Consider the following 23,746-nt stretch of genomic DNA (forward strand, 5'->3'; position numbering starts at 1 on the left):
GAGACGCCGTACGGGCGCGCTCAGGCCTTCGGGACCCGGATGATCAGCGCGTCGCCCTGGCCGCCACCGCCGCACAGGGCCGCCGCGCCGACCCCGCCGCCGCGCCGGCCCAGCTCCAGCGCCAGGTGCAGCACCAGCCGGGCGCCGGACATGCCGATCGGATGGCCCAGCGCGATGGCCCCGCCGTTGACGTTCACCTTTTCGGTGGACACGCCGAGGTCCTTCATTGACTGCACGGCGACGGCCGCGAAGGCCTCGTTGATCTCGATCAGGTCGAGGTCGCCGACCTCCAGGCCCTCCTTCTTCAGCGCGTGCCGGATGGCGTTGGAGGGCTGCGACTGCAAAGAGTTGTCCGGTCCCGCGACGTTGCCGTGCGCGCCGATCTCGGCGATCCACTCCAGGCCCAGCTCCTCGGCCTTCGCCCTGCTCATCACGACCACGGCGGCGGCGCCGTCGGAGATCTGCGAGGAGGAGCCGGCGGTGATCGTGCCCTCCTTGGAGAACGCCGGCCGGAGCTTGCCCAGCGACTCCGCGGTGGTGTCGCCGCGGATGCCCTCGTCCTTGCTGAAGACCACCGGGTCGCCCTTGCGCTGCGGGATCTCGACCGGGGTGATCTCGGCGTCGTACACGCCGTTCTTCTGGGCGGCCGCGGCGCGCTGGTGGGACAGGGCAGCGATCTCGTCCTGGGGGCCGCGCTCGATGCCGAGGCGAGTGTTGTGGTGCTCGGTGGACTCGCCCATGGCGACGTTCTCGAAGGAGTCGGTCAGGCCGTCGTACGCCATGGCGTCGATCATCTGGACCGCGCCGTACTTGTAGCCCTCGCGGGACTTGGGCAGCAGGTGCGGGGCGTTGGTCATGGACTCCTGGCCGCCGGCCACGACCACGTCGAATTCACCCGCGCGAATGAGCTGGTCGGCGAGGGCGATGGCGTCGAGGCCGGAGAGGCACACCTTGTTGATCGTGAGCGCCGGGACGTTCATGGGAATGCCGGCCTTGACGGCGGCCTGGCGGGCGGGAATCTGCCCGGCGCCCGCCTGGAGCACCTGGCCCATGATCACGTACTGGACCTGGTCGCCGGTGACGCCCGCGCGCTCCAGGGCCGCCTTGATGGCGAAACCGCCGAGGTCGGCCCCGGAGAAGGACTTCAGCGAGCCGAGCAGCCGTCCCATCGGGGTGCGGGCACCCGCGACGATGACGGAGGTCGTGCCGTTCGTTGCAGAAGACATGAGCTGCGATCCCCTTTTCCGGCCCGCACAGGCCGAGGAGTGAACGAGGGTTTACTCGAATGTACTGAGCGGTATCCCGCCCGTCACCCGGCGGTCGGTGTGATCGCGCGCACGTTGCGTAACCACCTCCGGAGCGCTGCACTGAATCCATGCTGACGCGAATCGACCACATCGGAATCGCCTGCCGCGACCTCGACACCACCGTCGAGTTCTACCGTGCCACCTACGGCTTCGAGGTGTTCCACACCGAGGTCAACGAGGAACAGGGCGTCCGGGAGGCCATGCTCAAGATCAACGATACGTCGGACGGCGGAGCGTCGTACCTCCAGCTTCTCGAGCCCACCCGCGAGGACTCCGCGGTCGGCAAGTGGCTGGCGAAGAACGGCGAGGGCGTCCACCACATCGCCTTCGGTACGGCGGATGTCGACGCGGACGCCGCGGACATCCGGGAGAAGGGCGTACGCGTTCTGTACGACGAGCCCCGGCGGGGTTCCATGGGGTCGCGGATCACTTTCCTGCACCCCAAGGACTGCCATGGCGTACTGACAGAACTGGTCACTTCGGCGGCCGTTGAGACACCTGAGCACTGACTCCCGTACATAGGGGCCGGTAGGGTTGGGTGCGGTCGCCGCTCAATCCAGGGTGACCCGGTCCTGTCGTCGGCGACGGCGGGATCGCCGGGGTCGTGTTTCGGGGGGCGGGCGACGGGGCAGCGGCACATGCCCCGCCGTTGATCTGACACCATTCCCCGGGGGCCCCGTCCGTCGGACGGACGGAGCTCAGTCGGGAAGATTTGCGACCAGGGGACGGATGGGACCGCGCAGTGCGGGGCTACGAGAGCCAGGAGCGAGAGCCGGCGGCTGACGTCGACCACCTCTCTCGGTTCGAGGCCGAGATGAAGCGGCTGAAGACCGAGCGGGAAAAGGCGATCCAGCACGCCGAGGACCTCGGCTACCAGGTCGAGGTGCTGCGCGCCAAGTTGCACGAGGCGCGGCGCACCATCATGTCCCGGCCCGCCTTCGACGGCGGTGACATCGGGTACCAGGCCGAGCAGTTGCTGCGCAACGCGCAGACGCAGGCCGACCAGCTGCGCTCGGACGCCGAGCGGGAGCTGAGCCAGGCCCGGGCGCAGACCCAGCGCATCCTCCAGGAGCACGCCGAGCAGGCCGCCCGGCTCCAGGCGGAGCTGCACCAGGAGGCGGTGACCCGCCGCCAGCAGCTGGACCAGGAGCTGGCCGAGCGCCGGCAGACCGTCGAGTCGCACGTCAACGAGAACGTGGCCTGGGCGGAGCAGCTGCGCGCCCGCACCGAGCAGCAGGCCCGCCGCCTCCTCGACGAGTCCCGCACCGAGGCCGAGCAGTCCCTGGCCACCGCCCGCGCCGAGGCCGAGCGGCTGACCTCCGAGGCCCGGCAGCGGCTGACCGACGACGCCGAGAGCGCCCGCGCCGAGGCCGAGCAGATCCTGCGCCGCGCCCGCACCGACGCGGAGCGGCTGCTGAACGCCGCCTCCACCCAGGCCCAGGAGGCCACCGACCACGCGGAGCAGCTGCGCACCTCCACCGCCGACGAGTCGGAGTCCGCGCGGCGCCAGTCCCAGGAGCTGAGCCGGGCCGCCGAGCGGCGCATGACGGAGGCCGAGGAGGCGCTGCGCAAGGCGCAGGCCGAGGCCGAGAAGGTGGTCGCCGAGGCGAAGGAGTCGGCGGCCAAGGCGCTGGCCGGCGCCGAGGCGACCAACGAACAGCGCACCCGCACCGCCAAGGAGCAGGTCGCCCGGCTGGTCGGCGAGGCCACCAAGGACGCCGAGAACACCAGGTCCGAGGCCGAGCAGCTGGTCGCGGACGCCCGCGCCGAGGCCGAGCGGATCGTCGCCGAGGCCGCCGAGAAGGCCCGTACGCTCACCGCCGAGGAGTCGGCCACCCAGCTGTCCAAGGCGGCCAAGACCGCCGAGGACGTGCTGAACAAGGCGTCCGAGGACGCCAGGCGGACCACGAAGGCCGCCACCGAGGAGGCCGAGCGGATCCGCACCGAGGCCGAGGCCGAGGCGGACCGGCTGCGCGCCGAGGCGCACGACATCGCCACGGAGCTCAAGGGCGCGGCGAAGGACGACACCAAGGAGTACCGCGCCAAGACGGTCGAGCTGCAGGAGGAGGCGCGCCGGCTGCGCGGCGAGGCCGAGCAGCTGCGCGCCGACGCGGTCGCCGAGGGCGAGAAGATCCGCGCCGAGGCCCGCAAGGAAGCCGTGGCGCAGATCGAGGAGGCGGCGAAGACCGCCGAGGAGCTGCTCGCCAAGGCCAAGGCCGACGCCGACGAGCTGCGGCAGACCGCGACGGCGGACAGCGAGAAGGTCCGCACCGAAGCCATCGAGCGGGCCACCACCCTGCGCCGGCAGGCCGAGGAGACCCTGGAGCGCACCCGCGCGGAGGCCGAGCGGCACCGCACGGAGGCCGCCGAACGCGCCGAGGAGCTCCAGGCGGAGGCCGAGCGGGCCGCCCGCGAGCTGCGCGAGGAGACCGAGCGCGCCGTCGAGGCCCGTAAGACGGAGGCCGCCGAGGACCTGACGCGGCTGCACACGGAGGCCGAGGAGCACCGCACGGCCGCCGAGGAGGCGCTGACCGAGGCCCGCGAGGAGGGCGCGCGGCTCCGCCGGGAGGCCGCCGAGGAGAGCGAACGGCTGCGCACCGAGGCCGCGGAGCGGATCCGTACGCTCCAGCAGCAGGCCGAGACGGAGGCCGAGCGGCTGCGCACCGAGGCCGCCGCCGACGCGTCCGCCTCCCGCGCGGAGGGCGAGTCCGTCGCCGTACGGCTGCGGTCGGAGGCGGCCGCCGAGGCCGAGCGGCTGAAGTCGGAGGCGCAGGAGAGCGCCGACCGGGTCCGCGCGGAGGCGCAGACCGCGGCCGAGCGCATCGCCGCCGAGGCGTCGGAGGCGCTGGGCGCCGCCCAGGAGGAGGCCGCCCGGCGCCGCCGCGAGGCGGAGGAACTGCTCGGGTCCGCCCGGCAGGAGGCCGACCAGGAGCGCGAGCGGGCCCGCGAGCAGAGCGAGGAGCTGCTGGCCTCGGCGCGCAACCGCGTGGAGGAGGCGCAGGCCGAGGCGGTGCGGCTGGTCGAGGAGGCCGACCGGCGCGCGACCGAGATGGTGTCGGCCGCCGAGCAGCACGCGCAGCAGGTGCGGGACTCCGTCGCCGGGCTGCACGAGCAGGCCCAGGAGGAGATCACCGGACTGCGCAGCGCCGCCGAGCACGCGGCGGAGCGCACCCGGAACGAGGCCGAGCAGGAGGCGGACCGGGTCCGCGCCGACGCCCACGCCGAGCGGGAGCGGGCGGGCGAGGACGCCGGACGGCTGCGGCGCGAGGCGCGGGAGGAGACCGAGGCAGCCAAGACGCTGGCCGAGCGGACGGTGTCCGAGGCCATCGCGGAGGCCGACCGGATCCGCGCGGACGTCTCGGAGCACGCCCAGCGGGTGCGCACCGAGGCCTCCGACGCCATCGCCGAGGCCGAGCAGGCGGCGTCGCGCACCCGGGCGGACGCCCGCGAGGACGCCAACCGCATCCGGTCCGACGCGGCGACGCAGGCGGACACCCTGATCACCGAGGCGAGCGCCGAGGCGGAGCGGCTCACCACGCAGACGGTGGCCGAGACCGACCGGCTCCGGACGGAGACGGTCGCGGAGGCGGAGCGCGTCCGTACGGAGGCGTCGAGCGAGGCGGAGCGGGTGCGGGCCGAGGCGGGCGCCCGGGCCGAGCGGCTCCTCTCGGACGCCACCGGGGAGGCGGAGCGGCTGCGGGCCGAGGCCGCCGACACCGTCGGGTCCGCCCAGCAGCACGCCGAGCGGATCCGCACCGAGGCCGACCGGGTCCGTGCCGAGGCCGCGGCGGAGGCGGAGCGGGTCACCACGGCCGCCCGCGAGGAGGCCGACCGCACCCTGGACGAGGCCCGCAAGGACGCCAACAAGCGGCGTTCGGAGGCGGCCGAGCAGGTCGACACGCTCATCACGGAGACCACGTCCGAGGCGGACAAGCTGCTCTCCGAGGCGCAGCAGCAGGCCCAGAAGACCACCGCGGAGGCCGAGTCGCAGGCCGACACGATGGTCGGCGCGGCCCGCGCGGAGGCCGACCGGCTCGTCTCGGAGGCGACGGTCGAGGGCAACACCCGGGTGGAGAAGGCCCGTACGGACGCGGACGAGCTGCTGGTCGGCGCCCGCCGGGACGCGACCGCCATAAGGGAGCGCGCGGAGGAGCTGCGCGAGCGTCTCACGTCCGAGATCGAGGAACTGCACGAGCGGGCGCGCCGCGAGGCCGCGGAGACCATGAAGTCGGCGGGCGACCGCTGCGACGCGCTCATCAAGGCCGCCGAGGAGCAGCTGGCCAAGGCGGAGGCGAAGGCCAAGGAGCTGGTGTCAGAGGCGAACTCCGAGGCGGGCAAGGTACGCATCGCCGCCGTGAAGAAGGCCGAGGGGCTGCTCAAGGAGGCCGAGCAGAAGAAGGCCACCCTGGTCCGGGAGGCCGAGGAGCTGAAGGCCGAGGCGGTCCAGGAGGCCCGGCGCACGGTCGACGAGGGCAAGCGGGAGCTGGAGGTCCTGGTGCGGCGCCGCGAGGACATCAACGCGGAGATCTCCCGGGTGCAGGACGTGCTGGAGGCGCTGGAGTCCTTCGAGACGCCGGCGGGGGCCAAGGAGAACGGGGTGAAGGCCGGAGCCACGGTGGGCGCCCCACGTTCGGGTGGCAAGTCGTCAGACGGCTAGCGTGCGGGGTGGTTTCGGTGTCTCCTGGAGGTCTTTGGCCGACTCCGGGTCAGACCCTTGACCAGAACTTTGGCAAGCCATCCGCGGGTCAGCCACTCAAAAGAGGTGTCATTCTCCGTATCAAACGCGCATCCGCTCGATGACACACCGCATTGGCGCCTAGGATTCCCTCTATCACCTCACCCGGTCTCTTTCGACAGGAACCCCATGAGCGACACTTCCCCCTACGGCTTCGAGCTTGTGCGGCGTGGGTACGACCGCGCTCAGGTGGACGAACGCATCTCCAAGCTCGTCTCCGACCGTGACAGCGCTCTCGCCCGCATCACCGCTCTGGAAAAGCGCATCGAGGAGCTTCACCTCGAGACCCAGAACGCCCAGGCCCAGGTCAACGACGCCGAACCGTCGTACGCCGGTCTCGGTGCCCGGGTCGAGAAGATCCTGCGGCTCGCCGAGGAAGAGGCGAAGGACCTGCGCGAGGAGGCCCGTCGCGCGGCCGAGCAGCACCGCGAGCTGGCCGAGTCCTCGGCCCAGCAGGTGCGCAACGACGCGGAGTCCTACGCCGCGGAGCGCAAGGCCAAGGCCGAGGACGAGGGCGTCCGGATCGTCGAGAAGGCGAAGGGCGACGCCTCGCAGCTCCGTTCCGAGGCGCAGAAGGACGCGCAGTCCAAGCGCGACGAGGCGGACGCCCTGTTCGAGGAGACCCGCGCCAAGGCCGCCCAGGCCGCGGCCGACTTCGAGACGAACCTGGCCAAGCGCCGCGAGCAGTCCGAGCGTGACCTGGCCTCCCGTCAGGCCAAGGCCGAGAAGCGCCTCGCGGAGATCGAGCACCGCGCGGAGCAGCTGCGCCTGGAGGCGGAGAAGCTGCGCACGGACGCCGAGCGCCGGGCCCGCCAGACCGTCGAGACGGCGCAGCGCCAGTCCGAGGACATCGTGGCCGACGCCAACGCCAAGGCCGACCGGATCCGTTCGGAGTCGGAGCGCGAGCTGGCCGCCCTCACCAACCGCCGCGACTCCATCAACGCGCAGCTCACCAACGTGCGCGAGATGCTGGCGTCCCTCACGGGCGCCGCGGTGGCCGCCGGTACGCCGGCCGAGGACGAGTCGGTCTCCCGCGGGGTGCCGGCCCAGCAGTCCCGCTGACGCGGTCGTACCGCGGCGGAACACAAGCGGAACAAAGGACGAGGCCTTCTGTCACTGGGGTGGCAGTGGGCCTCGTCCCGTTCTAGCGTGGGCGCCATGATCGAGCTCGAGGGGCTGACCAAGCGGTACGGCGAGAAGGTGGCGGTCAACAATCTCTCCTTCACCGTAAGACCCGGCATCATCACGGGCTTTCTCGGCCCCAACGGGGCGGGCAAGTCCACCACCATGCGCATGGTGCTGGGCCTGGACCGGCCGACCGCCGGGGACGTGCGGATCGACGGCAAGCACTACGACCAGCTGACGGACCCGCTGACGTACATCGGGGCGCTGCTGGAGGCCAAGGCGTGGCACGGCGGGCGCAGCGCCTACAACCACCTGCTGTGCCTGGCGCAGAGCAACGGCATCCCGGCGACCCGGGTCCGCGAGGTGCTGGACACGGTGGGGCTGTCGGCGGTGGCCAGGAAGAAGACGAAGGGGTTCTCCCTCGGCATGGGACAGCGGCTCGGCATCGCCGGGGCGCTGCTCGGCGACCCGCGGATCCTGATGTTCGACGAGCCGGTCAACGGCCTCGACCCCGAGGGCATCCACTGGATCCGCAATCTGATGAAGACTCTGGCCGCGCAGGGGCGCACGGTCTTCGTCTCCTCCCACCTGATGAGCGAGATGGCGCTGACCGCGGACCACCTGGTGGTCATCGGCCAGGGCAGACTGCTCGCGGACACGTCGATGGCCGACTTCATCGCGGAGAACTCGCGCAGTTTCGTCCGGATCCGCACCCCGCACCGCGAGCGGCTGCTCGACGCGCTGCACGGTGCCGGCATCGAGGTCGCCGACACCGGCGCCGAGGTGCTGGAGGTGGACGGCGACAAGTCGGAGGCCGTCGGTGAGCTGGCGGCGCGCAACCAGGTCGTGCTGTACGAGCTGAGCCCGCAGCGGGCCTCGCTGGAGGAGGCGTTCATGCAGCTGACCGCGGAGTCCGTGGAGTACCACGCGCACGACGGGCAGCCGGCCGGGCCGGTGCCGCCGCAACAACAGCAACAGCCGCAGCAGCCGTGGGGCAGCGACTGGAAGAGGGGATGAGCATGGCGACGGCACAGGTCGTCCGGTCGGAGTGGACCAAGATCCGTTCGGTCGCGTCCACGGTGTGGACGCTGTCCCTCGCCGTGGTCGTCACCATCGCCCTCGGCATGCTGATCTCGGCGCTGTCGAAGAGCGAGTTCGACGGCATGAGCGAGCGGGACCAGCTCTCCTTCGACCCGACCTTCATCAGCTTCGCCGGCACCAGCCTCGGCCAGCTGGCGATGATCGTGTTCGGCGTGCTGGTGGTGGGCAACGAGTACAGCTCGGGCATGATCCGCACCTCGCTGTCGGCGGTGCCGCGGCGCGGCAGGTTCCTGTTCAGCAAGATCGCGGTGGCCACCGTGCTCGCCTTCGTCGTGGCCATGATCACCAGCTTCGCGACCTTCTTCCTCGGGCAGGCGATGCTCGGCGACCTCAAGGCGTCGATCGGCGACCCGGGTGTGCTGCGCGCGGTGATCGGCGGCGGCCTCTACATGACCCTCATCGCGATGTTCTCGATGGGCGTGGCGGCGATGCTGCGCTCCCCGATGCTGTCGCTGGGCATCCTGATGCCGTTCTTCTTCCTGATCTCCAACATCCTGGGCAACGTCCCGGCCACCGAGAAGGTCGGCCGCTTCCTGCCCGACCAGGCCGGCAGCAAGATCATGCAGGTGGTCACCCCGATCGACGACGACGTCCCCTACGGCCCGTGGGGCGGCCTCGGGATCATGGTCCTGTGGGTGATCGCGTCCCTCGTCGGGGGGTACGTGGTGCTGAAGCGACGGGACGCCTAGGGCCTCCGGCGGAGCGGCTGGGAGGGAGGCGCCCGGCGCTTCGGCGGAGCCGTGGGCGAGGGCTGATGGATCCGGTTGCCCTGGGGCCGCGCGCTGCCGCAGTCGGGGACCGCAACGCCGCAGGTGGGCGGGCATGACCCCGCCTCCGCGGCGTGATCCGCGGGTGGTTCCGGGCCGGTCGGACCGGTGCGGAAAGGGTTCCGTGGGGCGTCGGATTTTGCCCGGGCTTGAACGGAACCGTCAGCGCCTGGATATCCTCCTAACCCTTACGGGGGCGTGTGCCCTGCTGTCCTGAACCTTTCGATGGGTGCGGAGCATGATCGAGGCTGTCGGCCTGACCAAGCGATACGGCGACAAGACCGCCGTGTACAACCTCTCCTTCCAGGTGCGGCCCGGTGCCGTCACCGGCTTCCTCGGGCCCAACGGCTCGGGCAAGTCGACGACGATGCGGATGATCCTCGGCCTGGACAACCCCACCGCGGGTCACGTGACGATCGGGGGCCACCCGTACCGCAGGCTGCCGAACGCCGCGCGGCACGTCGGTGCGCTGCTGGACGCCAAGGCGGTGCACGGCGGCCGGTCCGCCCGCAACCACCTGCTGAGCCTGGCCCAGCTCTCCGGCATCCCCGCCCGGCGGGTGGACGAGGTACTCGGCGTGGTCGGCCTCCAGGACGTGGCCAAGCGGCGCTCCAAGGGCTTCTCGCTCGGTATGGGCCAGCGGCTCGGCATCGCGGCGGCGCTGCTCGGCGACCCCCAGGTGCTGCTCTTCGACGAGCCGGTCAACGGCCTCGACCCCGAGGGCATCCACTGGGTGCGCAACCTGATGAAGGCGCTCGCGGCGGAGGGCCGTACCGTCTTCGTCTCCTCGCACCTGATGAGCGAGATGGCGCTGACCGCGGACCACCTGATCGTCATCGGGCGCGGCCAGCTGCTCGCCGACATGAGCGTGACGGAGTTCATCTCGGCCAACTCCGCCGACTTCGCGCGCGTGCGGACGCCGGACACCGACCCGCAGCTGCGCGAGAAGCTGACCTCCGCGCTGACCGAGGCGGGCGGCCACGTGCTGCCCGAGCAGGACGGCGCGCTGCGCGTGACCGGCCTCGCGCTCCCCCGGATCAGCGACATCGCGCACGGCAGTGACGTACGTCTGTGGGAGCTGTCGCCGCACCAGGCGTCCCTGGAGGAGGCGTACATGCGGATGACGCAGGGCGCCGTCGACTACCGGTCGACCGCGGACCAGAAAGCGGGTCTCCAGCAGCCGCTGCCGCCGGGCGCGCAGCCGCCGATGCCGGTGCCCGGCCAGGGACAGCCCGGCTGGTACGCCCCGCCGCCGCCCCAGCAGGGCGGTCAGCCCTTCGCGCCGCAGGGCGCGCCGGGCCAGGCCCCGACGGGACCGTACGGCGCCCCGGCCGCGCCCGGCGCCGGCGCGCAGCCGGCCAACCCGTACGCGGCGCCTCAGGCGCCTCAGGCACCCCAGCCCCCGCAGGCACCGCAGACGCCTCAGGCCCCGCAGGCCGCCGCTCCGGCCCCGGCGCCGCCCGCCGACCCCGCGCCGCTGCCCGCCTCCGCGCCCGTCACCGACCCGACCAAGCCCGAGGACGCCCGATGAGCACGCCCCAGCCCCCGACCCCTCAGGCCGCCCCCGACTGGCAGGCGGCGCCCGGTTCGCCGTACCCCACCTACACGTCGCCGATCCCGGTGGTGCGCACCAGCCTCGTGCACGCGCTCGCCTCCGAGTGGACGAAGATCAAGTCGGTGCGCTCGACGATGTGGACGCTGGGCGTGTTCGTCCTGCTGGTCATCGGCATCGGCCTGCTGACCGGCGCGGTGGTGGCGAGCTCGTCCACCGACCTGGCCGGCGAGAGCGCGCTGAGCCTCGGCTTCTTCGGGCTGCTGCTCGGCAGCATCTGCGTCATCACGCTCGGCGTGATGACCACCGCCTCGGAGTACGGCACCGGCATGATCCGTACGACGATGACCGCCTGTCCCAGCCGCGGCCGGGTGCTGACGGCGAAGGCGATCGTCTTCTTCCTGGTGGCCTTCGTGGTGACCCTGGTCTCCGCGACGCTGGTCGGCCTCGCGCACGTGGCGATGCTGGAGGGCAACGGGGCGGCCGAGCCCACCGGCTCGGAGTGGCTGAAGGGCACCGTCGGCGTCTCGCTGTACATCGCGCTGCTCGGCCTGCTCTCGCTGGCCGTCGGCTCGGTCATCCGGCACTCGGCGGGCGCCATCACCATCATGATCGGCGTGCTGCTCGCGCCGCTGGTGATCGCGCTGTTCATGTTCTCGGAGTCCCTGAAGGACGTGCAGCAGGCGCTGTTCGAGTACTCGATCCCGAACCAGATGAGCATCTTCTACGCCAACTCGCTGTCCGAGTCCGGCCCCTCGGGCTGGGACCCGCTGTGGATCGTGCTCGGGGTGACCGCGGCCGCGTTCGCCGGCGCCTTCGCCCTGCTGGAGAAGCGGGACGTCTGACCCGGCTCAGAACTTCGGCGCGTTACGGGACCGCTGCACCCGCGTGGTGCGGCGGTCCTTCGCGTTCCAGCACGCCTTGTGCCAGTGCCGGCGCTCGTCGACCCCCGAGTGCGCGGGCCAGGCCACCACGTGCGAGACGCCGTCCGGAATCAACTGGTCGCAGCCCGGGCAGCGGTACGCCTTCCCCCGCGCGCTCGCGCCCGCCACGTGCCGTACGTTCCACTCCTCGCCCTGCCAGTCCTCCGACGACTGCCAGCCGCCGTAGCGGCCGGCGCCGTCGTCCTCGGCGCTCCGGCCGGACGAAGCGGCTTCCTTCGGTCGGTTGCGACGCGGGGACACGGGACACCTCACGGAGCTATACAGGAAGTACGGGCGGCATCCAGCCTACGCGGCACGGACGGGGGTACCCGTGCCCTGCCGCGACGGCCGACGACGGCCGATTCTGCAGACAATCCGGAAAATCCTCCGTCCGGCCGTGTCCTCGGCACGTGTCAGGCGGTTATGCCGTGTGGGGGAGCTCCGTGTCGGGGCCGAGGAAGCAGGAAAAGGCAATGCGCGTTGGAAGTTTCGTGTTGGGGGCCCAGTTCCCGGGCCAGGGTCAGGGGGAGGCGCTGCACCGCGCGGTCCGCTCGGCCGAGGTCGCCGAGGAGGCCGGGCTCGACGCGGTCTGGCTGGCCGAGCACCACTTCGTGCCGTACGGCACGTGCCCGTCGGCCGTGACGCTGGCCGCGCTGCTGCTGGGCCGGACCCGGCGCATCCGGGTCGGCACCGCGGTCAGCGTGCTGCCCACCGTCCATCCCGTGGCGCTCGGCGAGCAGGCCGCGCTGCTGCACGTCACGAGCGGCGGCCGGTTCTCGCTGGGCGTGGGCCGGGGCGGCCCGTGGGTGGACCTGGAGGTCTTCGGCGCGGGCCTGGAGGCGTACGAGAAGGGGTTTCCGGAGTCGCTCGACCTCCTGGTGCGCTGGCTGCGCGAACCGGCCGTCGGCGCCTCGGGGGAACGCTTCAGCTTCCGCGAGGTGCCCGTCGTGCCCCGCCCCTCGGAGGCCCTCTCGGAGGCGGCGGGCCCGGAGGTCGTCGTCGCCTGCACCTCGCCGTCGAGCGTGCGGATGGCGGCCGAGCGCGGGCTCCCGATGCTGCTGGGCATGCACGTCGGCGACGAGGAGAAGGCGGAGATGGTCGCCCTGTGGCGGCGGCACGCCCGCGCGGCCGGACGCCCCGCCGCCGAGGTCCACGCCGCGGCTCATGTCTCGGCCGGCGTCTGCCAGATCGCCGACCGGCGCACGGACGCGGCGGAGACCCTGCTCAAGGCGATGCCGGGCTGGCTGCGCCAGGGGCTGGGCGCCCATGTCACGGTGGACGGCCGCGCCCGGCAGATGCGCGACCCGCACGCGTACACAGAACTGCTCTGCGGCCTGCACCCGGTGGGCACGCCCCGGCTCTGCGCGGACCGGCTGGCGGCCACGTCCGAGCGCACCGGCATCTCCCGCTTCGCGCTGCTCGTCGAGGGCTCCGGAGACCTCGCGGCGACCGAGGACAACGTACGGCGGCTCGGCGCCGAGGTACTCCCCCAGCTCGGCTGAGGCCATGGGCGGAGAGCTTGCCGCTCCGGTACAGAACTGCACCTCCCGCGTACGGAGCGGCAAGCGGACGATCGTGGCCTCAGCAGTCGCGGAACTCGGGCGACTGGTTCAGCACCTGGCTGCGCACCGAGGTGAAGCGGGTCAGTTTCTCGTCGACAGAGGAGTCCAACGGGAACACCGCCACCCGGTGGCAGTTCTGGAAGGCCAGCCGCACCCCGAAGTGCCGCTGCAGTGCACCGCGTATGGCGTCACTCGCGAGCGCACGCAGCAGCTGGCCGCGCGCCTGCTCGTCCGGCGGAGGCGTCTGGTTGTCGGCGAACGCACCGCCGTCGACCTTCAGCTGTGCCACCAGGGAGCTGACCATCTCCCATGCGTAGGGCAGGGAAGTCCGGACGCAGTCGACGAAGGCTGCTTCGTCGACCTCGCCTCGCTCGGCCTGTTCGAGTAGGGCCGGTGAGACGTCGAGCGACATGGGTTCTCCTCTCGCACCCCCGACGGGCGGGGGTTGCCGGACAGTTGAGGGAGTCCGCGATTTCGAACACGCTGAGTACACAGTTCGCGACCTCCCGTTCAATACCGTAAGCAACCGATCGTGACCGCACCAGGAGAATGCCGAGATGGACACCATCCCGTAGGCGCACAATCGGCCAGTGCGCAAGACGGGGTCAATGGGAGAAGTGGGACAGCCCTCGGGGCGTCCGGGCACGGGCGAATCGCGTCGGGCCGGGCACGTCGAGTAGCGTTGCCGACCATGCGTCTCGTCATTGCCCGCTGCTCCGTCGACTACGCCGGGCGGCTCACCGCCCATCTGCCCTCGGCGCCCCGCCTGATCCTGGTCAAGGCGGACGGCAGCGTCTCGATCCACGCCGACGACCGGGCCTACAAGCCCCTCAACTGGATGTCGCCGCCCTGCACCCTGAAGGAGGGAACGGGCGAGGAGGAGGGCGTCTGGACCGTCGTCAACAAGGCGGGCGAGAAGCTCATCATCACGATGGAGGAGGTCCTCCACGACTCCTCGCACGAATTGGGCGTCGATCCCGGCCTGATCAAGGACGGCGTGGAAGCACACCTCCAGGAACTGCTCGCCGACCGCATCGAGACGCTGGGCGAGGGCTACACCCTCATCCGCCGCGAGTACATGACGGCCATCGGCCCCGTCGACATCCTGTGCCGCGATGCCGACGGCGGGACGGTCGCGGTCGAGATCAAGCGGCGCGGCGAGATCGACGGCGTGGAGCAACTCACGCGCTATCTGGAGCTGTTGAACCGCGATCCCCATCTCGCCCCGGTGCGGGGTGTGTTCGCCGCGCAGGAGATCAAGCCGCAGGCCCGGGTGCTGGCGACGGACCGCGGCATCGGCTGCCAGGTGCTGGACTACAACGCCATGCGGGGCATCGAGGACGACAAGCTGCGGCTGTTCTGAGCGGCAGCATCGATACCGAAGGGCCGGGTCCGACACGCGGACCCGGCCCTCCCGTATGCCTGTCTGCCCCGGACCTCAGATGATCTGCTCCGTCGCCGGGTCCGAGCCGCTGGGCGTGCCCGTGCCCGTGCTGCTCTGTGCGGCGGTGGGCGTACTGGTGCTGCTGGCGCTGTTGGAGGCTGGCGGTTCCTCCGTGGACGTCGGCGGTTCCTCCGACCCCGTCGGGGTGGGGCTGGGGTCGGGTGAGCTGGGCGAGGTGGACGGGTCGTCCGGTTCGCTCGACGTCGGGTCCGGCGACGTCGGCCTCGTCGTGGGAGAACTCGGCGACTTGCTCGGCTCGTTCGGCGAACCAGGGTCGTCCGGGCTCTCATCGTTGCCCGGGTCGGTGTCGCCGCCACTGCTCGGTCCGTCCGAGGGCTGCCCCGACTCTGTCGGCGTCGGTGCCCCCGATGTGCTGGGCGTGCCGGAGTCGCTCGGCCGGCCGGTGGTGCCCTGTCCCTGCCCGTCGTCGGACGGCCGGTCCGCGCCGAGGCCGCCGTCGTCGATGCCCTGGCTGGCCGAGGGGTTGACGCCGACCTCGTTGGAGGGGTCGCCCGGGTCGTTCTCGGAGGTGGCGCCGAGCGTCACCACCGTGCCGAGCACGGCGACGAGCAGCGCGCCCGCCCCGGCGGCCACGAGGTTGCGCCGGGCGAAGCCCTTGATGCCGCTGCCGACCGTGCGGGACGGCTCCTCGGCGTGCTCGCGGCTGGTGGTGACCAGGGTCGGGGCCTGCGGAGGCGGCTGGAGCGGCGGGAAGGGCGCGGGGACGCCCGCGGACGGCGACGCCGACTCCTCGTGCCGGGCGTCGGGCACCTCCTCCCCCGCCGTCGGGCCGAGGCCGGCGCCGACGACGCCGAATCCGGCGGCGGCCCCCACGGCACCGAAGGCACCCGCACCGCTGCCCAGGCCGGGGGTGTCCCCGGTCCGGTCGGCGACCAGGGCGAGGGCACGGCGGCCGGCGACGGCGCCGTGCTTGTCGGAGAGCGCGCCGCGCAGCCCGATGGACGCCTCCAGCTCGGCGCGGGCCCGGTCGAGCTGGTCCTCGCAGAGGGCGAGGACGCCCAGCTCGTGGTGGAAGTAGGCCTGTTCGGCGACGTCCCCGGCGAGCCGGGAGGCCTCGGTGCCGGCCCGCAGGGCCCGCTCCCAGGCGCTCCAGTGCAGCCCGGCGGCGAACGCGGGCGCCGCGGTGCGGGCCAGCTGGACGGCGGGGCTCTCCTCGTCGTCCGCGGTCGAGGTCGTCGTCGGCACCAGCACCGCGAGGGCGGCCAGCACGGCGTCGGCCTCGGCGCAGACCCGCTCCGGGGTGACCGAGGGGTGCCCGGTCCACCAGGCGTAGTGCTGGGCGGCGGCCAGCGCACGGGCCCCCACGCCGTCGGTGTAGCCGCCGCTCTCCAGCTGGGTCAGCACTCCGGCGGCCAGCCGGTAGCGAGAGCCGACCGGCGAGACCAGTCCGCAGTCGGCCAGCTCGCCGAGGGCGGCGTCCGCGTGGGTGTCGCCGACCAGCGCGGGCAGGTGCGCCTGGTGGGGCAGCTCGCCGCCGAGCGCGACCGCGAACTCCAGGGTGGCGCGCGCCGAGGCGCTCAGCCGGGAGGCGAGCAGCGGCGCGGGCGCGGCGGCCTCGCCGAGGGACGGCAGGGGCGACACGTCGCCGGCGTCGGTCTCGGCGGCGTCGAAGGGCGTGTCGTCGTCGGCCGGGCGGGCGTCGGCGAAGACGCCGAACTCGTCCACCGCGTCGGCGCCGGCCCGCAGCCGGTCGCGGCGGCGCAGCAGGGCACCCGCCTGGACGAAGCGCAGGGGCAGGCCCTCGGACTCGAACCAGAGGTCGCCGGCCCAGTTGGCCTCCTCCTCGGTGAGACCGCGGCCGGCGGCGCGCTCCAGCAGCTCCACGCCGTCCGAACGGTCCAGGCCGGTGAGGGAGACCTCCTCGACGGCCGAGTCGGCGGAGGGGGCGGGCACGTCCGGGGTGGCGCCGATGAGGAAGGCGCACTCGGGGGTGGCCTCCAGCAGTTCGTCGAGGGCGGTGCCGCCGAACTCGACGTCGTCCAGGACGACGACGGCGCCGACCTCGCGCAGGTGCCCGAGCAGTTCCTCCCGGCCCGGGCGGTGCAGGGGCGCGCGGTGGACGGCGTAGAAGAGGTCGTGGAGCAGGTCGTCGGCGGTGCGGTGGAAGCCGTTCAGGCGGACGACGCCGTCGGGCGCGAGGCCCGCGCAGTCCTCGGCGACGAGGTCGAGGAGGCTGGTGCGGCCGGAGCCGCCGGGGCCGGTGAGGCGGACGGAACGGCCGCGGGCGAGCAGTCGTACGAGGCGTTCGCGTTCGTCCTCGCGGGCCAGCAGCCCCAGCACGGTCCTGGTGGGGCCGGGCGGGACGGGCGGCAGGGCGGCGCGGGCCGTCTCCGCGCGTTCGGCCGCGGTGAGCTTCGCCGGGCGGGCGGGCCGTTCGGCGGGCGGGCAGACCTCGATCTCGCTGCCGTCGACGGGGTTGACGGTGAGGAGGAAATCGCCGGAGACGAGCTGCACCGTGCGGGCGAGCGCGGGCTGTCCGAAGTCGGAGGTGAGGGGATCCCTGGGAGGGCGCGGGCGCGGCGTGTCGCCGTCGTGGCCGTACTCCTCGGGTCCCCGGGTGTTCGGGTCCATCGGTTCAAGCCCCCCAAAAGCGTCGTGTGCAGGGCCCCGGTCGGGACCACCCTCCCGGCCTTGCCGCACACCGCGCTGTCGCTTCTGGTCCGGTCCCGCCGATGGGTTCGCAAAAGTGCGGGCAGCCAGACCCTAAACCTTCGCTCAGTATCTCCGACAGCCCGGGGTACCGCCCCGCCCGAGACGTCACGGTCTCGTGAGGATTGCGTGTGTCGGGTACGGGACGTCACACCCTGGGCAGGGTCTCCACGCCGATGCCGCCCTCGATGGCCAGGATCCGGTGCAGCCTGGTGGCCACCAGCAGGCGCTGCATCTGCGGGGGTACTCCGCGCAGCACCAGCCGCCGGCCGCAGCGGCCGGCCCGCCGGTGGGCTCCCATGATCACGCCGAGGCCGGTCGCGTCCCAGGAGTCCAGCTCTGACAGGTCCAGCACCAGGTCGCCGACTCCGTCGTCGACGGCCGAGTGGAGGACCGTACGGGCGTCCGCCGCGCTGCGGACGTCGAGGCGGCCCCCGACGACCAGCTCGACGTGGTCGCCCCTGATGTGCATATGCGCTCCCCGGCGTGCGTCCTTGTTCGTCTCTTCGATTCTTCGACGTGATCTCTCGGCGATATCAGGTGTTGCAACCTCTGACTGGCCGAAACGACCGGAGGTTGCCGTCTGTAAGCGAACCGATACCGAATTCACCCCGGCGTGTGATGTCTCCCGGGGCCGATGGGACTTCAGTGCTTGTAGAAGCCCTGCCCGCTCTTGCGGCCGATGTCACCGGCGTCCACCATCCGGCGCATCAGCTCCGGCGGGGCGAACTTCTCGTCCTGGGACTCGGTGTAGATGTTGCCCGTGGCGTGCAGCAGGATGTCGACGCCCGTCATGTCGGCGGTGGCCAGCGGCCCCATGGCGTGGCCGAAGCCCAGCTTGCAGGCGAGGTCGATGTCCTCGGCGGTGGCGACGCCCGACTCGTACAGCTTCGCGGCCTCGACGACGAGGGCGGAGATGAGGCGGGTGGTCACGAAGCCGGCGACGTCGCGGTTGACGACGATGCAGGTCTTGCCGGTGGACTCGGCGAACTCACGTGCGGTGGCGAGCGTTTCGTCGCTGGTCTTGTAGCCGCGTACCAGCTCGCACAACTGCATCATGGGGACCGGCGAGAAGAAGTGGGTGCCGACGACCCGTTCGGGGCGTTCCGTCACCGCCGCGATCTTGGTGATCGGGATGGCGGAGGTGTTGGACGCGAGGATCGCCCCGTCCTTCACCAGCTTGTCGAGCGCCCGGAAGATCTCGTGCTTGACCTCGAGCTTCTCGAAGACGGCCTCCACGACCACGTCCGCGTCCGCGGCGGCGTCCAGGTCGGTGGTCGCGGTGATCCGCCCGAGCGCGGCGTCGGCCTCTTCGGCCGCCAGCTTCCCCTTGGCGACGAACTTGTCGTACGAGGTGCGGATGCCGTCCGTGCCGCGCCGCAGCGCCTCGTCGGTGACGTCCCGCAGAACGACCTCCCAGCCCGCCTGTGCGGCGACCTGGGCGATGCCGGACCCCATGAGGCCGGCTCCGATGACGGCGAGCTTCCGTGCCACTGTGCGACTCCCCTGATACAAGCTGTCCTTGGTCTCTCTGCCGGAGATTAGCGGGCGTGAGGGGCTGTGTGACCGGTTAGTAACGCGCGTCACGTCTCACATGACGGACATCACACCGACCTGTGTCATTCGGGTGTCACTCCGCGCCCCGTACGGCGTAGTTGAGCACCTTCTCACTCAACAGCTCCTCCATCTCGTCCCTCAGGGGCCTACATCCTTGTCCCCACCGGGAGGTACGCCGTTCCGCCATCTGTTGACATCCTCCTCCTCTTTTCAGAGGGGGATTCCAACCCCGGGGGGGGTTGAGGTTCACGGGCACTCGAACGGCCGGTCGCCGCTGTCACCCCTCCGGCACCGGCTGCACGCCGGGGGCGGGGAAATCCGCCCTGTCCTGCCGCGACATTGACTGCTGCGTTTTCGTCGGCGTTGCGGCTGAACCCGCAGGACACGCAGACGAACTCGGCTTGACTCTCGCGCGAGTTCTTCTCGATCCAACCGCAGGCACTACACCGCAGCGACGTATAGGCGGCGGGTACATCCTCGACACGGCCGGGTGCCTTCTCCCCGGTACGCCTTCGAAGCAGCCCCCAGCCCTGCGCCAGGATTGCCCGGTTCAGTCCCGCCTTCTGCCTTACCTGCTTGCCGGGCTGCTCAGCAGTCCGCTTCCGCGATGCGGTCATGCCCCTGATGTCCAGGTCTTCGAACCGGATCAGACGGTAGGTACGCGCAAGCATCGTCGAGGTCTTCTCACACCAGTCCTTACGGCGGGCCGCCTCCTGGGCTTTGAGCCTGGCGACGACCGCATGCTCGGCCCGCTTTCGGTCACTGCCCTTCGGCGCGCGGGCAGCGCGACGCTGATGCTTGCGCACCCGTGCCCGTTCCCGAGCGGTGAGCTGCGGGCAGTTCAGCTTCCTCCCGTCCGACAGAGCGGCGGTGATCGTCACACCTCGGTCGATACCGACGATCTCTTCCGTGCAGGGCGCCTCGACGGGCTCGGGAATCACCGCGAACGCTACGTGCCACTGGTTGCTGCGGAAAGTGACCCGGAACGATTTCGCCGCGGGTAGCTCGCGCCGAGAGAGGCGGAAGCGGACCCATCCACAGCCTGGCACCTTCACCTGTGCCCACCGCCGGTTCAGCCTCTGCACCACCACTGACCGGCTAAAGACGTTCCTTCCTGTCTCCACGTTCAACTTCGGCGAGCCGTCGTCCTCGAGTTCCGGGACTCGCGTGGTGCCAATCACCCGGAAGCCTTCATGCCTGAACCTTTTCCGCCAGGTCGGCTCCCCGAACCCGGAGGTGAACCTAGCGCTCCGAGCCTTGGCGAAGTCCCGCAGCGCCTGCTGCTGCACGTCCGCATTTCCCGCACGCAGCCACGGGCTGACCTTCCGTGCCTCGGTGAGCTGACGGCACTGCTCCGCGAAGCCCGGAGCGGCCTTACGGTGCGACCTCCAGCCCTTGTGCTGCTCGACGGCCAAGTTCCATACGTACCGAGCATGAGCGCAGTGCCCGAGCATGACGCCCACCTGCTCACTGGTCGGATACATCCGGAAGCGCGACATGCCGCCAAACTAGACAGCGCGAGTCGCTCTCATCTTCGATTCTCACCGAGCTCACCCGAACGGGTGGCCACGCAGGGCAGATGCCGTGCGGGACGCCTACGTCGGCAGCTACGCGACGGCGCACATGCTGTACGGCACGCTGGTGGCGCTCGCGTTCACCGCACTGGCCGTGACGGTGGGCACACGCGTGTTCCGTACCGCCGGTGCGTAACTAGGCTGGCCCCATGGTCAACCTGACGCGCATCTACACCCGGACCGGCGACCAGGGCACCACCGCCCTCGGTGACATGAGCCGGGTCCCGAAGACCGACCTCAGGATCTCCGCGTACGCCGACGCCAACGAGGCGAACGCGGTGATCGGCACGGCCATCGCCCTGGGCGGTCTGCCGGAGGACGTCGTCAAGGTCCTCGTCCGGGTCCAGAACGACCTGTTCGACGTGGGCGCGGACCTGTCGACGCCGGTGGCGGAGAACCCGGAGTTCCCGCCGCTGCGCGTCGAGCAGTTCTACGTCGACAAGCTGGAGGCGGACTGCGACCGCTACCTGGCCGAGGTGGAGAAGCTCCGCTCCTTCATCCTGCCCGGCGGCACGCCCGGCGCGGCGCTGCTGCACCAGGCGTGCACGGTGGTCCGGCGGGCCGAGCGCTCGACCTGGGCGGCGCTCGAGGCCCACGGGGAGACGATGAACCCGCTGACCGCGACCTACCTCAACCGCCTGTCCGACCTCCTGTTCATCCTGGCGCGCGCGGCGAACAAGGAGGTCGGGGACGTGCTGTGGGTGCCGGGCGGCGAGCGCTAGACGCTCCGCTGGGTGGGGCGGGGGGCCGTGTCGTCGTTTGGCTGCGGCTTCGTCGTGGCTGGGCGCGCCCACGCGGCGGAGCCGCATGTCGGATCAGAGCCCCGCGCCCCTTCGGGGCGCTCACCTGACGGGGCCCTTTTCGGCCAGATCGCGTAGGTGAGGGCGATCAGGCCGTGGATGCCGGCCGCGCGCCACGCCGTGTACTGCCAGCTCTCCAGGGACGTGGTGCGGCTCGGGTCGTCGACGTACCACATGGCGATCTGGAGCAGCCCGGTCGCCACCGCGGCGGCAAGCAGCGTGCCGAGCCACACCCTGCCCTCGTGCCGGGCGCGGGCCATGCCGTGGCGCGGGGGCCCGGCCGGCTTGGGGGCGCCGCCGACCCGGTGAGCGGCGTGGCCGTCGAGCCACTTCACGGTGCGGTGGCCGTGGCCGACGGTGTAACCGATGTACAGCGCCGCGAGGCCGTGCTTCCAGCTCGGGTCGGCGCCGTTCTTCAGGTCCAGCGCGGTGACCACCAGGAGCACGACCTCCAGCAGCGGCTCGCACAGCAGCAGCGCCATGCCCGTGCGCGGCATCCGCAGCAGATAGCGGACGGACAGCCCGGCCGCCAGCAGCACCCAGAAGCCGATCTCGCAGACGATGATCAGGGTGACGATCACGGTTCGCTCCTCTCGATCGCCCTTCCAGACTCCCGTGCCGCCCGCCCCGGATCGTCGTCGCCGGTGACGAACCTCCGGTACATCGAAAGATGCAGTGCGGGACCCTTCCCCGGCATCAGGCGGGCGGGCCCCGGGCCGTGTTGGATGGGGACATGGCCGTACGACTCCCCCGCCCGCGCCGCTTCGACTGCTACGTCGCCGCGGCCGGACTGGTCGGCGGCCTGCTGCTGTGGGGCATCGGGCTGGGCGTGCGCCCGGCCGACGAGCCGGTCGTGCTGTTCGACGGCAAGTGGCCGCTGCTGGTCCCGCTCGCGGTCATGGCGGCCTGCGAACTGCTGCGCCGCTCCGCTCCCCGCACCGGCCTGCTGATCGGCACCGCCGCGCTGACCGGGGACACGCTCACCCAGGGCAGCCTGGTCACGGTGATCATGTACACCGACGTGATGTACGCCGCCGTGCTCTACGGCCCGCCCGCCTCGGCCCGCCGCATCCCCTGGATCACCGGGCTGCTCACGGTGGCCGGGACGGTCGTGCCGTTCGCCCTGTGGCGGCAGCCCGAGGCGCTGCTGATCGGGGTCGCCGTCGGGATCGTGTCCTTCGCGCCCGCCTCCACCGGACTGATCGTGCGCAACCACCGCGAGGCCGCCGACGCCGCCCTGCTGCGGGCCGAGCAGACCGCGCTGCTGGCCGAGATGGACCGGGTCCAGGCGGTGACCGCGGAACGCTCCCGGATGGCCCGCGAGCTGCACGACATGGTCGCCAACCACCTCTCCGCGATCGCCATCCACTCCACCGCCGCGCTCTCCCTGGACGACCCGGCCACCACCCGGCAGGCGCTCGGCGTGATCCGCGAGAACAGCGTGGAGGGGCTGGCCGAGATGCGCCGCCTGATCGGCATCCTGCGGGACGACGGCGGGGACACCGAGCCGGCCGCCGCCCCGACCCTCGACGGACTCGGCTCGCTCGTCGACGGCGCCCGCGCCAACGGCCTCGACGTCACGCTGGACGCGGCCCCCGGCGAGAACCTGCCCGCGCCGGTCGAGCTGGCCGCGTACCGGATCGTGCAGGAGTCGCTGACCAACGCCCTCAAGCACGGCTCGCCGGGGACGGTCCTGGTCCGGCTCACCCGCGACGAAACGGCCCTGCGGGTGCGCGTGACCAGCCCGTACGGCGGCCGGGACACCCCCCGCGCACCCGGTTCCGGCGCCGGTCTGGTCGGCATGCGGGAGCGTGCCGCGCTGCTGCGCGGCAGCTTCGAGGCCGGGGCGGTGGCGGACCCCGGCTCACCGGACGGCAAGACCTGGGCGGTGTGCGCCGTGCTGCCCCTGACCGAAGGAGACCTGGCATGATCCGCGTCGTCGTCGCCGAGGACCAGTCCGCCGTGCGCGCGGGACTGGTGCTGATCCTCGGCAGCGCACCGGACATCGAGGTCGCCGGGGAGGCCGCGGACGGCGAGCAGGCGGTGGCGCTGGCCCGGGAGCTGCGCCCCGACCTGGTGCTGATGGACGTTCAGATGCCGCGCATGGACGGTGTGGCGGCGACCGCGATCGTGGTCGCCGAAGGGCTGGCCGACGTGCTGGTGCTGACCACCTTCGACCTGGACGAGTACGTCTTCGGGGCGTTGCGGGCGGGAGCCGCCGGGTTCCTGCTGAAGAACACGGAGGCCCGGGACCTGCTCACGGCCGTGCGCACGGTGGCGGGCGGCGAGGGCATCGTCGCTCCGGCCGTCACCCGGCGCCTGATCGCGGAGTTCGCCGCGAAGCCGGTGCGGGATCCGGCCGCCGACCCGGCGGTGCTGCGGGACCTGACCCGGCGGGAGCGCGAGGTGCTGTCCTGCCTCGGCGAGGGCCTGTCCAACGCCGCGATCGCCGAGCGTCTCGACATGGCGGAGGCCACGGTGAAGACGCACGTCAGCCGCCTGCTGGGGAAGCTGTCGCTGCGCAGCCGCGTGCAAGCCGCGGTGCTCGCGCAGGAGTTGGGGATCTAACGGGAAGTATCCGGGAAGTATCCCCCACTGGTCCAGACCTATTGACCTAAGGTCCAGACCT

The 23,746-nt window shown here is 71.9% G+C and carries 20 protein-coding genes and 1 pseudogene; 13 read left to right on the plus strand and 8 right to left on the minus strand.

Annotated elements, in window-relative coordinates:
• Positions 1-20: 20 nt before the first annotated feature.
• Complete coding sequence (locus ACFW01_RS10800) at positions 21-1,226, minus strand: acetyl-CoA C-acetyltransferase (RefSeq protein WP_234960908.1); 1,206 nt, start codon at positions 1,224-1,226, stop codon at positions 21-23.
• 149 nt (positions 1,227-1,375) lie between these two features.
• On the opposite strand from ACFW01_RS10800, the gene mce reads away from it, so the two are divergent.
• From mce to ACFW01_RS10835, 7 genes are all read left to right on the plus strand, one after another.
• Positions 1,376-1,816 (plus strand): methylmalonyl-CoA epimerase, encoded by a 441-nt coding sequence (gene mce / locus ACFW01_RS10805; RefSeq protein WP_234960907.1) that lies wholly within the window; start codon positions 1,376-1,378, stop codon positions 1,814-1,816.
• 233 nt (positions 1,817-2,049) lie between these two features.
• Positions 2,050-5,964, plus strand: coding sequence for a polarized growth protein Scy (scy, locus tag ACFW01_RS10810; RefSeq protein WP_384503019.1), 3,915 nt, complete (start codon positions 2,050-2,052; stop codon positions 5,962-5,964).
• A gap of 207 nt (positions 5,965-6,171) precedes the next feature.
• Positions 6,172-7,104 (plus strand): hypothetical protein, encoded by a 933-nt coding sequence (locus tag ACFW01_RS10815; protein WP_064729881.1) that lies wholly within the window; start codon positions 6,172-6,174, stop codon positions 7,102-7,104.
• Positions 7,105-7,200: 96 nt separating this feature from the next.
• Positions 7,201-8,184, plus strand: coding sequence for an ABC transporter ATP-binding protein (locus ACFW01_RS10820; protein WP_384503022.1), 984 nt, complete (start codon positions 7,201-7,203; stop codon positions 8,182-8,184).
• Between the two features lie 2 nt (positions 8,185-8,186).
• Positions 8,187-8,957, plus strand: coding sequence for an ABC transporter permease (locus tag ACFW01_RS10825; RefSeq protein ID WP_234960904.1), 771 nt, complete (start codon positions 8,187-8,189; stop codon positions 8,955-8,957).
• 316 nt (positions 8,958-9,273) lie between these two features.
• Positions 9,274-10,566, plus strand: coding sequence for an ABC transporter ATP-binding protein (locus ACFW01_RS10830; RefSeq protein WP_384503024.1), 1,293 nt, complete (start codon positions 9,274-9,276; stop codon positions 10,564-10,566).
• Positions 10,563-11,432 (plus strand): ABC transporter permease, encoded by an 870-nt coding sequence (locus tag ACFW01_RS10835; protein WP_384503026.1) that lies wholly within the window; start codon positions 10,563-10,565, stop codon positions 11,430-11,432. Before ACFW01_RS10830 ends, ACFW01_RS10835 begins: the two co-directional genes overlap by 4 nt.
• Positions 11,433-11,438: 6 nt before the next feature.
• Here ACFW01_RS10835 and ACFW01_RS10840 read toward each other — a convergent pair whose 3' ends face one another.
• Positions 11,439-11,771 (minus strand): ATP/GTP-binding protein, encoded by a 333-nt coding sequence (locus ACFW01_RS10840; RefSeq protein ID WP_384503028.1) that lies wholly within the window; start codon positions 11,769-11,771, stop codon positions 11,439-11,441.
• Between the two features lie 212 nt (positions 11,772-11,983).
• On the opposite strand from ACFW01_RS10840, the gene ACFW01_RS10845 reads away from it, so the two are divergent.
• On the plus strand, positions 11,984-13,012 hold the full coding sequence (locus ACFW01_RS10845; RefSeq protein ID WP_234960900.1) for an LLM class flavin-dependent oxidoreductase: 1,029 nt from the start codon (positions 11,984-11,986) through the stop codon (positions 13,010-13,012).
• 79 nt (positions 13,013-13,091) lie between these two features.
• Here ACFW01_RS10845 and ACFW01_RS10850 read toward each other — a convergent pair whose 3' ends face one another.
• Entirely contained in the window at positions 13,092-13,484 is a 393-nt protein-coding gene (locus ACFW01_RS10850) for an SCO5389 family protein (protein WP_055421911.1), read from the minus strand.
• A 279-nt stretch (positions 13,485-13,763) separates the two neighbouring features.
• On the opposite strand from ACFW01_RS10850, the gene nucS reads away from it, so the two are divergent.
• The gene (gene nucS / locus ACFW01_RS10855; RefSeq protein WP_064729874.1) at positions 13,764-14,435 is read left to right on the plus strand and encodes an endonuclease NucS; all 672 of its coding nucleotides are present in this window, start codon (positions 13,764-13,766) and stop codon (positions 14,433-14,435) included.
• 75 nt (positions 14,436-14,510) lie between these two features.
• Here the strand turns inward: nucS and ACFW01_RS10860 are convergent, their stop codons facing one another.
• The 4 genes from ACFW01_RS10860 to ACFW01_RS10875 all read right to left on the minus strand — a co-directional run bounded on the left by ACFW01_RS10860 (position 14,511) and on the right by ACFW01_RS10875 (position 20,242).
• Complete coding sequence (locus ACFW01_RS10860; RefSeq protein ID WP_384503031.1) at positions 14,511-17,108, minus strand: ATP-binding protein; 2,598 nt, start codon at positions 17,106-17,108, stop codon at positions 14,511-14,513.
• A 226-nt stretch (positions 17,109-17,334) separates the two neighbouring features.
• Positions 17,335-17,658, minus strand: coding sequence for an STAS domain-containing protein (locus ACFW01_RS10865; protein ID WP_003973611.1), 324 nt, complete (start codon positions 17,656-17,658; stop codon positions 17,335-17,337).
• Between the two features lie 173 nt (positions 17,659-17,831).
• A complete protein-coding gene (locus ACFW01_RS10870) occupies positions 17,832-18,680 on the minus strand; it encodes a 3-hydroxyacyl-CoA dehydrogenase family protein (protein ID WP_234960898.1) in 849 nt (282 codons plus the stop codon).
• Between the two features lie 209 nt (positions 18,681-18,889).
• On the minus strand, positions 18,890-20,242 hold the full coding sequence (locus ACFW01_RS10875) for an RNA-guided endonuclease InsQ/TnpB family protein (RefSeq protein WP_384503034.1): 1,353 nt from the start codon (positions 20,240-20,242) through the stop codon (positions 18,890-18,892).
• A gap of 79 nt (positions 20,243-20,321) precedes the next feature.
• On the opposite strand from ACFW01_RS10875, the pseudogene ACFW01_RS10880 reads away from it, so the two are divergent.
• A pseudogene (locus ACFW01_RS10880) lies at positions 20,322-20,453 on the plus strand (ABC transporter permease); the annotation flags it as partial.
• 13 nt (positions 20,454-20,466) lie between these two features.
• A complete protein-coding gene (locus ACFW01_RS10885; RefSeq protein WP_234960897.1) occupies positions 20,467-21,039 on the plus strand; it encodes a cob(I)yrinic acid a,c-diamide adenosyltransferase in 573 nt (190 codons plus the stop codon).
• Here ACFW01_RS10885 and ACFW01_RS10890 read toward each other — a convergent pair.
• On the minus strand, positions 21,036-21,698 hold the full coding sequence (locus ACFW01_RS10890; RefSeq protein ID WP_384503036.1) for a hypothetical protein: 663 nt from the start codon (positions 21,696-21,698) through the stop codon (positions 21,036-21,038). The genes ACFW01_RS10885 and ACFW01_RS10890 overlap by 4 nt on opposite strands.
• 152 nt (positions 21,699-21,850) lie before the next feature.
• Between ACFW01_RS10890 and ACFW01_RS10895 the strand changes: the two genes are divergently transcribed.
• Positions 21,851-23,047: a sensor histidine kinase gene (locus ACFW01_RS10895; protein ID WP_384503038.1), complete on the plus strand. Its 1,197-nt coding sequence runs from the start codon at positions 21,851-21,853 to the stop codon at positions 23,045-23,047.
• The gene (locus tag ACFW01_RS10900) at positions 23,044-23,685 is read left to right on the plus strand and encodes a response regulator transcription factor (RefSeq protein ID WP_234960894.1); all 642 of its coding nucleotides are present in this window, start codon (positions 23,044-23,046) and stop codon (positions 23,683-23,685) included. The genes ACFW01_RS10895 and ACFW01_RS10900 overlap by 4 nt, the downstream gene beginning before the upstream one ends.
• Positions 23,686-23,746 lie beyond the last annotated feature (61 nt).

Origin of the sequence: Streptomyces sp. NPDC058985 (assembly GCF_042740985.1) — a bacterium.
Classification (GTDB): domain Bacteria; phylum Actinomycetota; class Actinomycetes; order Streptomycetales; family Streptomycetaceae; genus Streptomyces.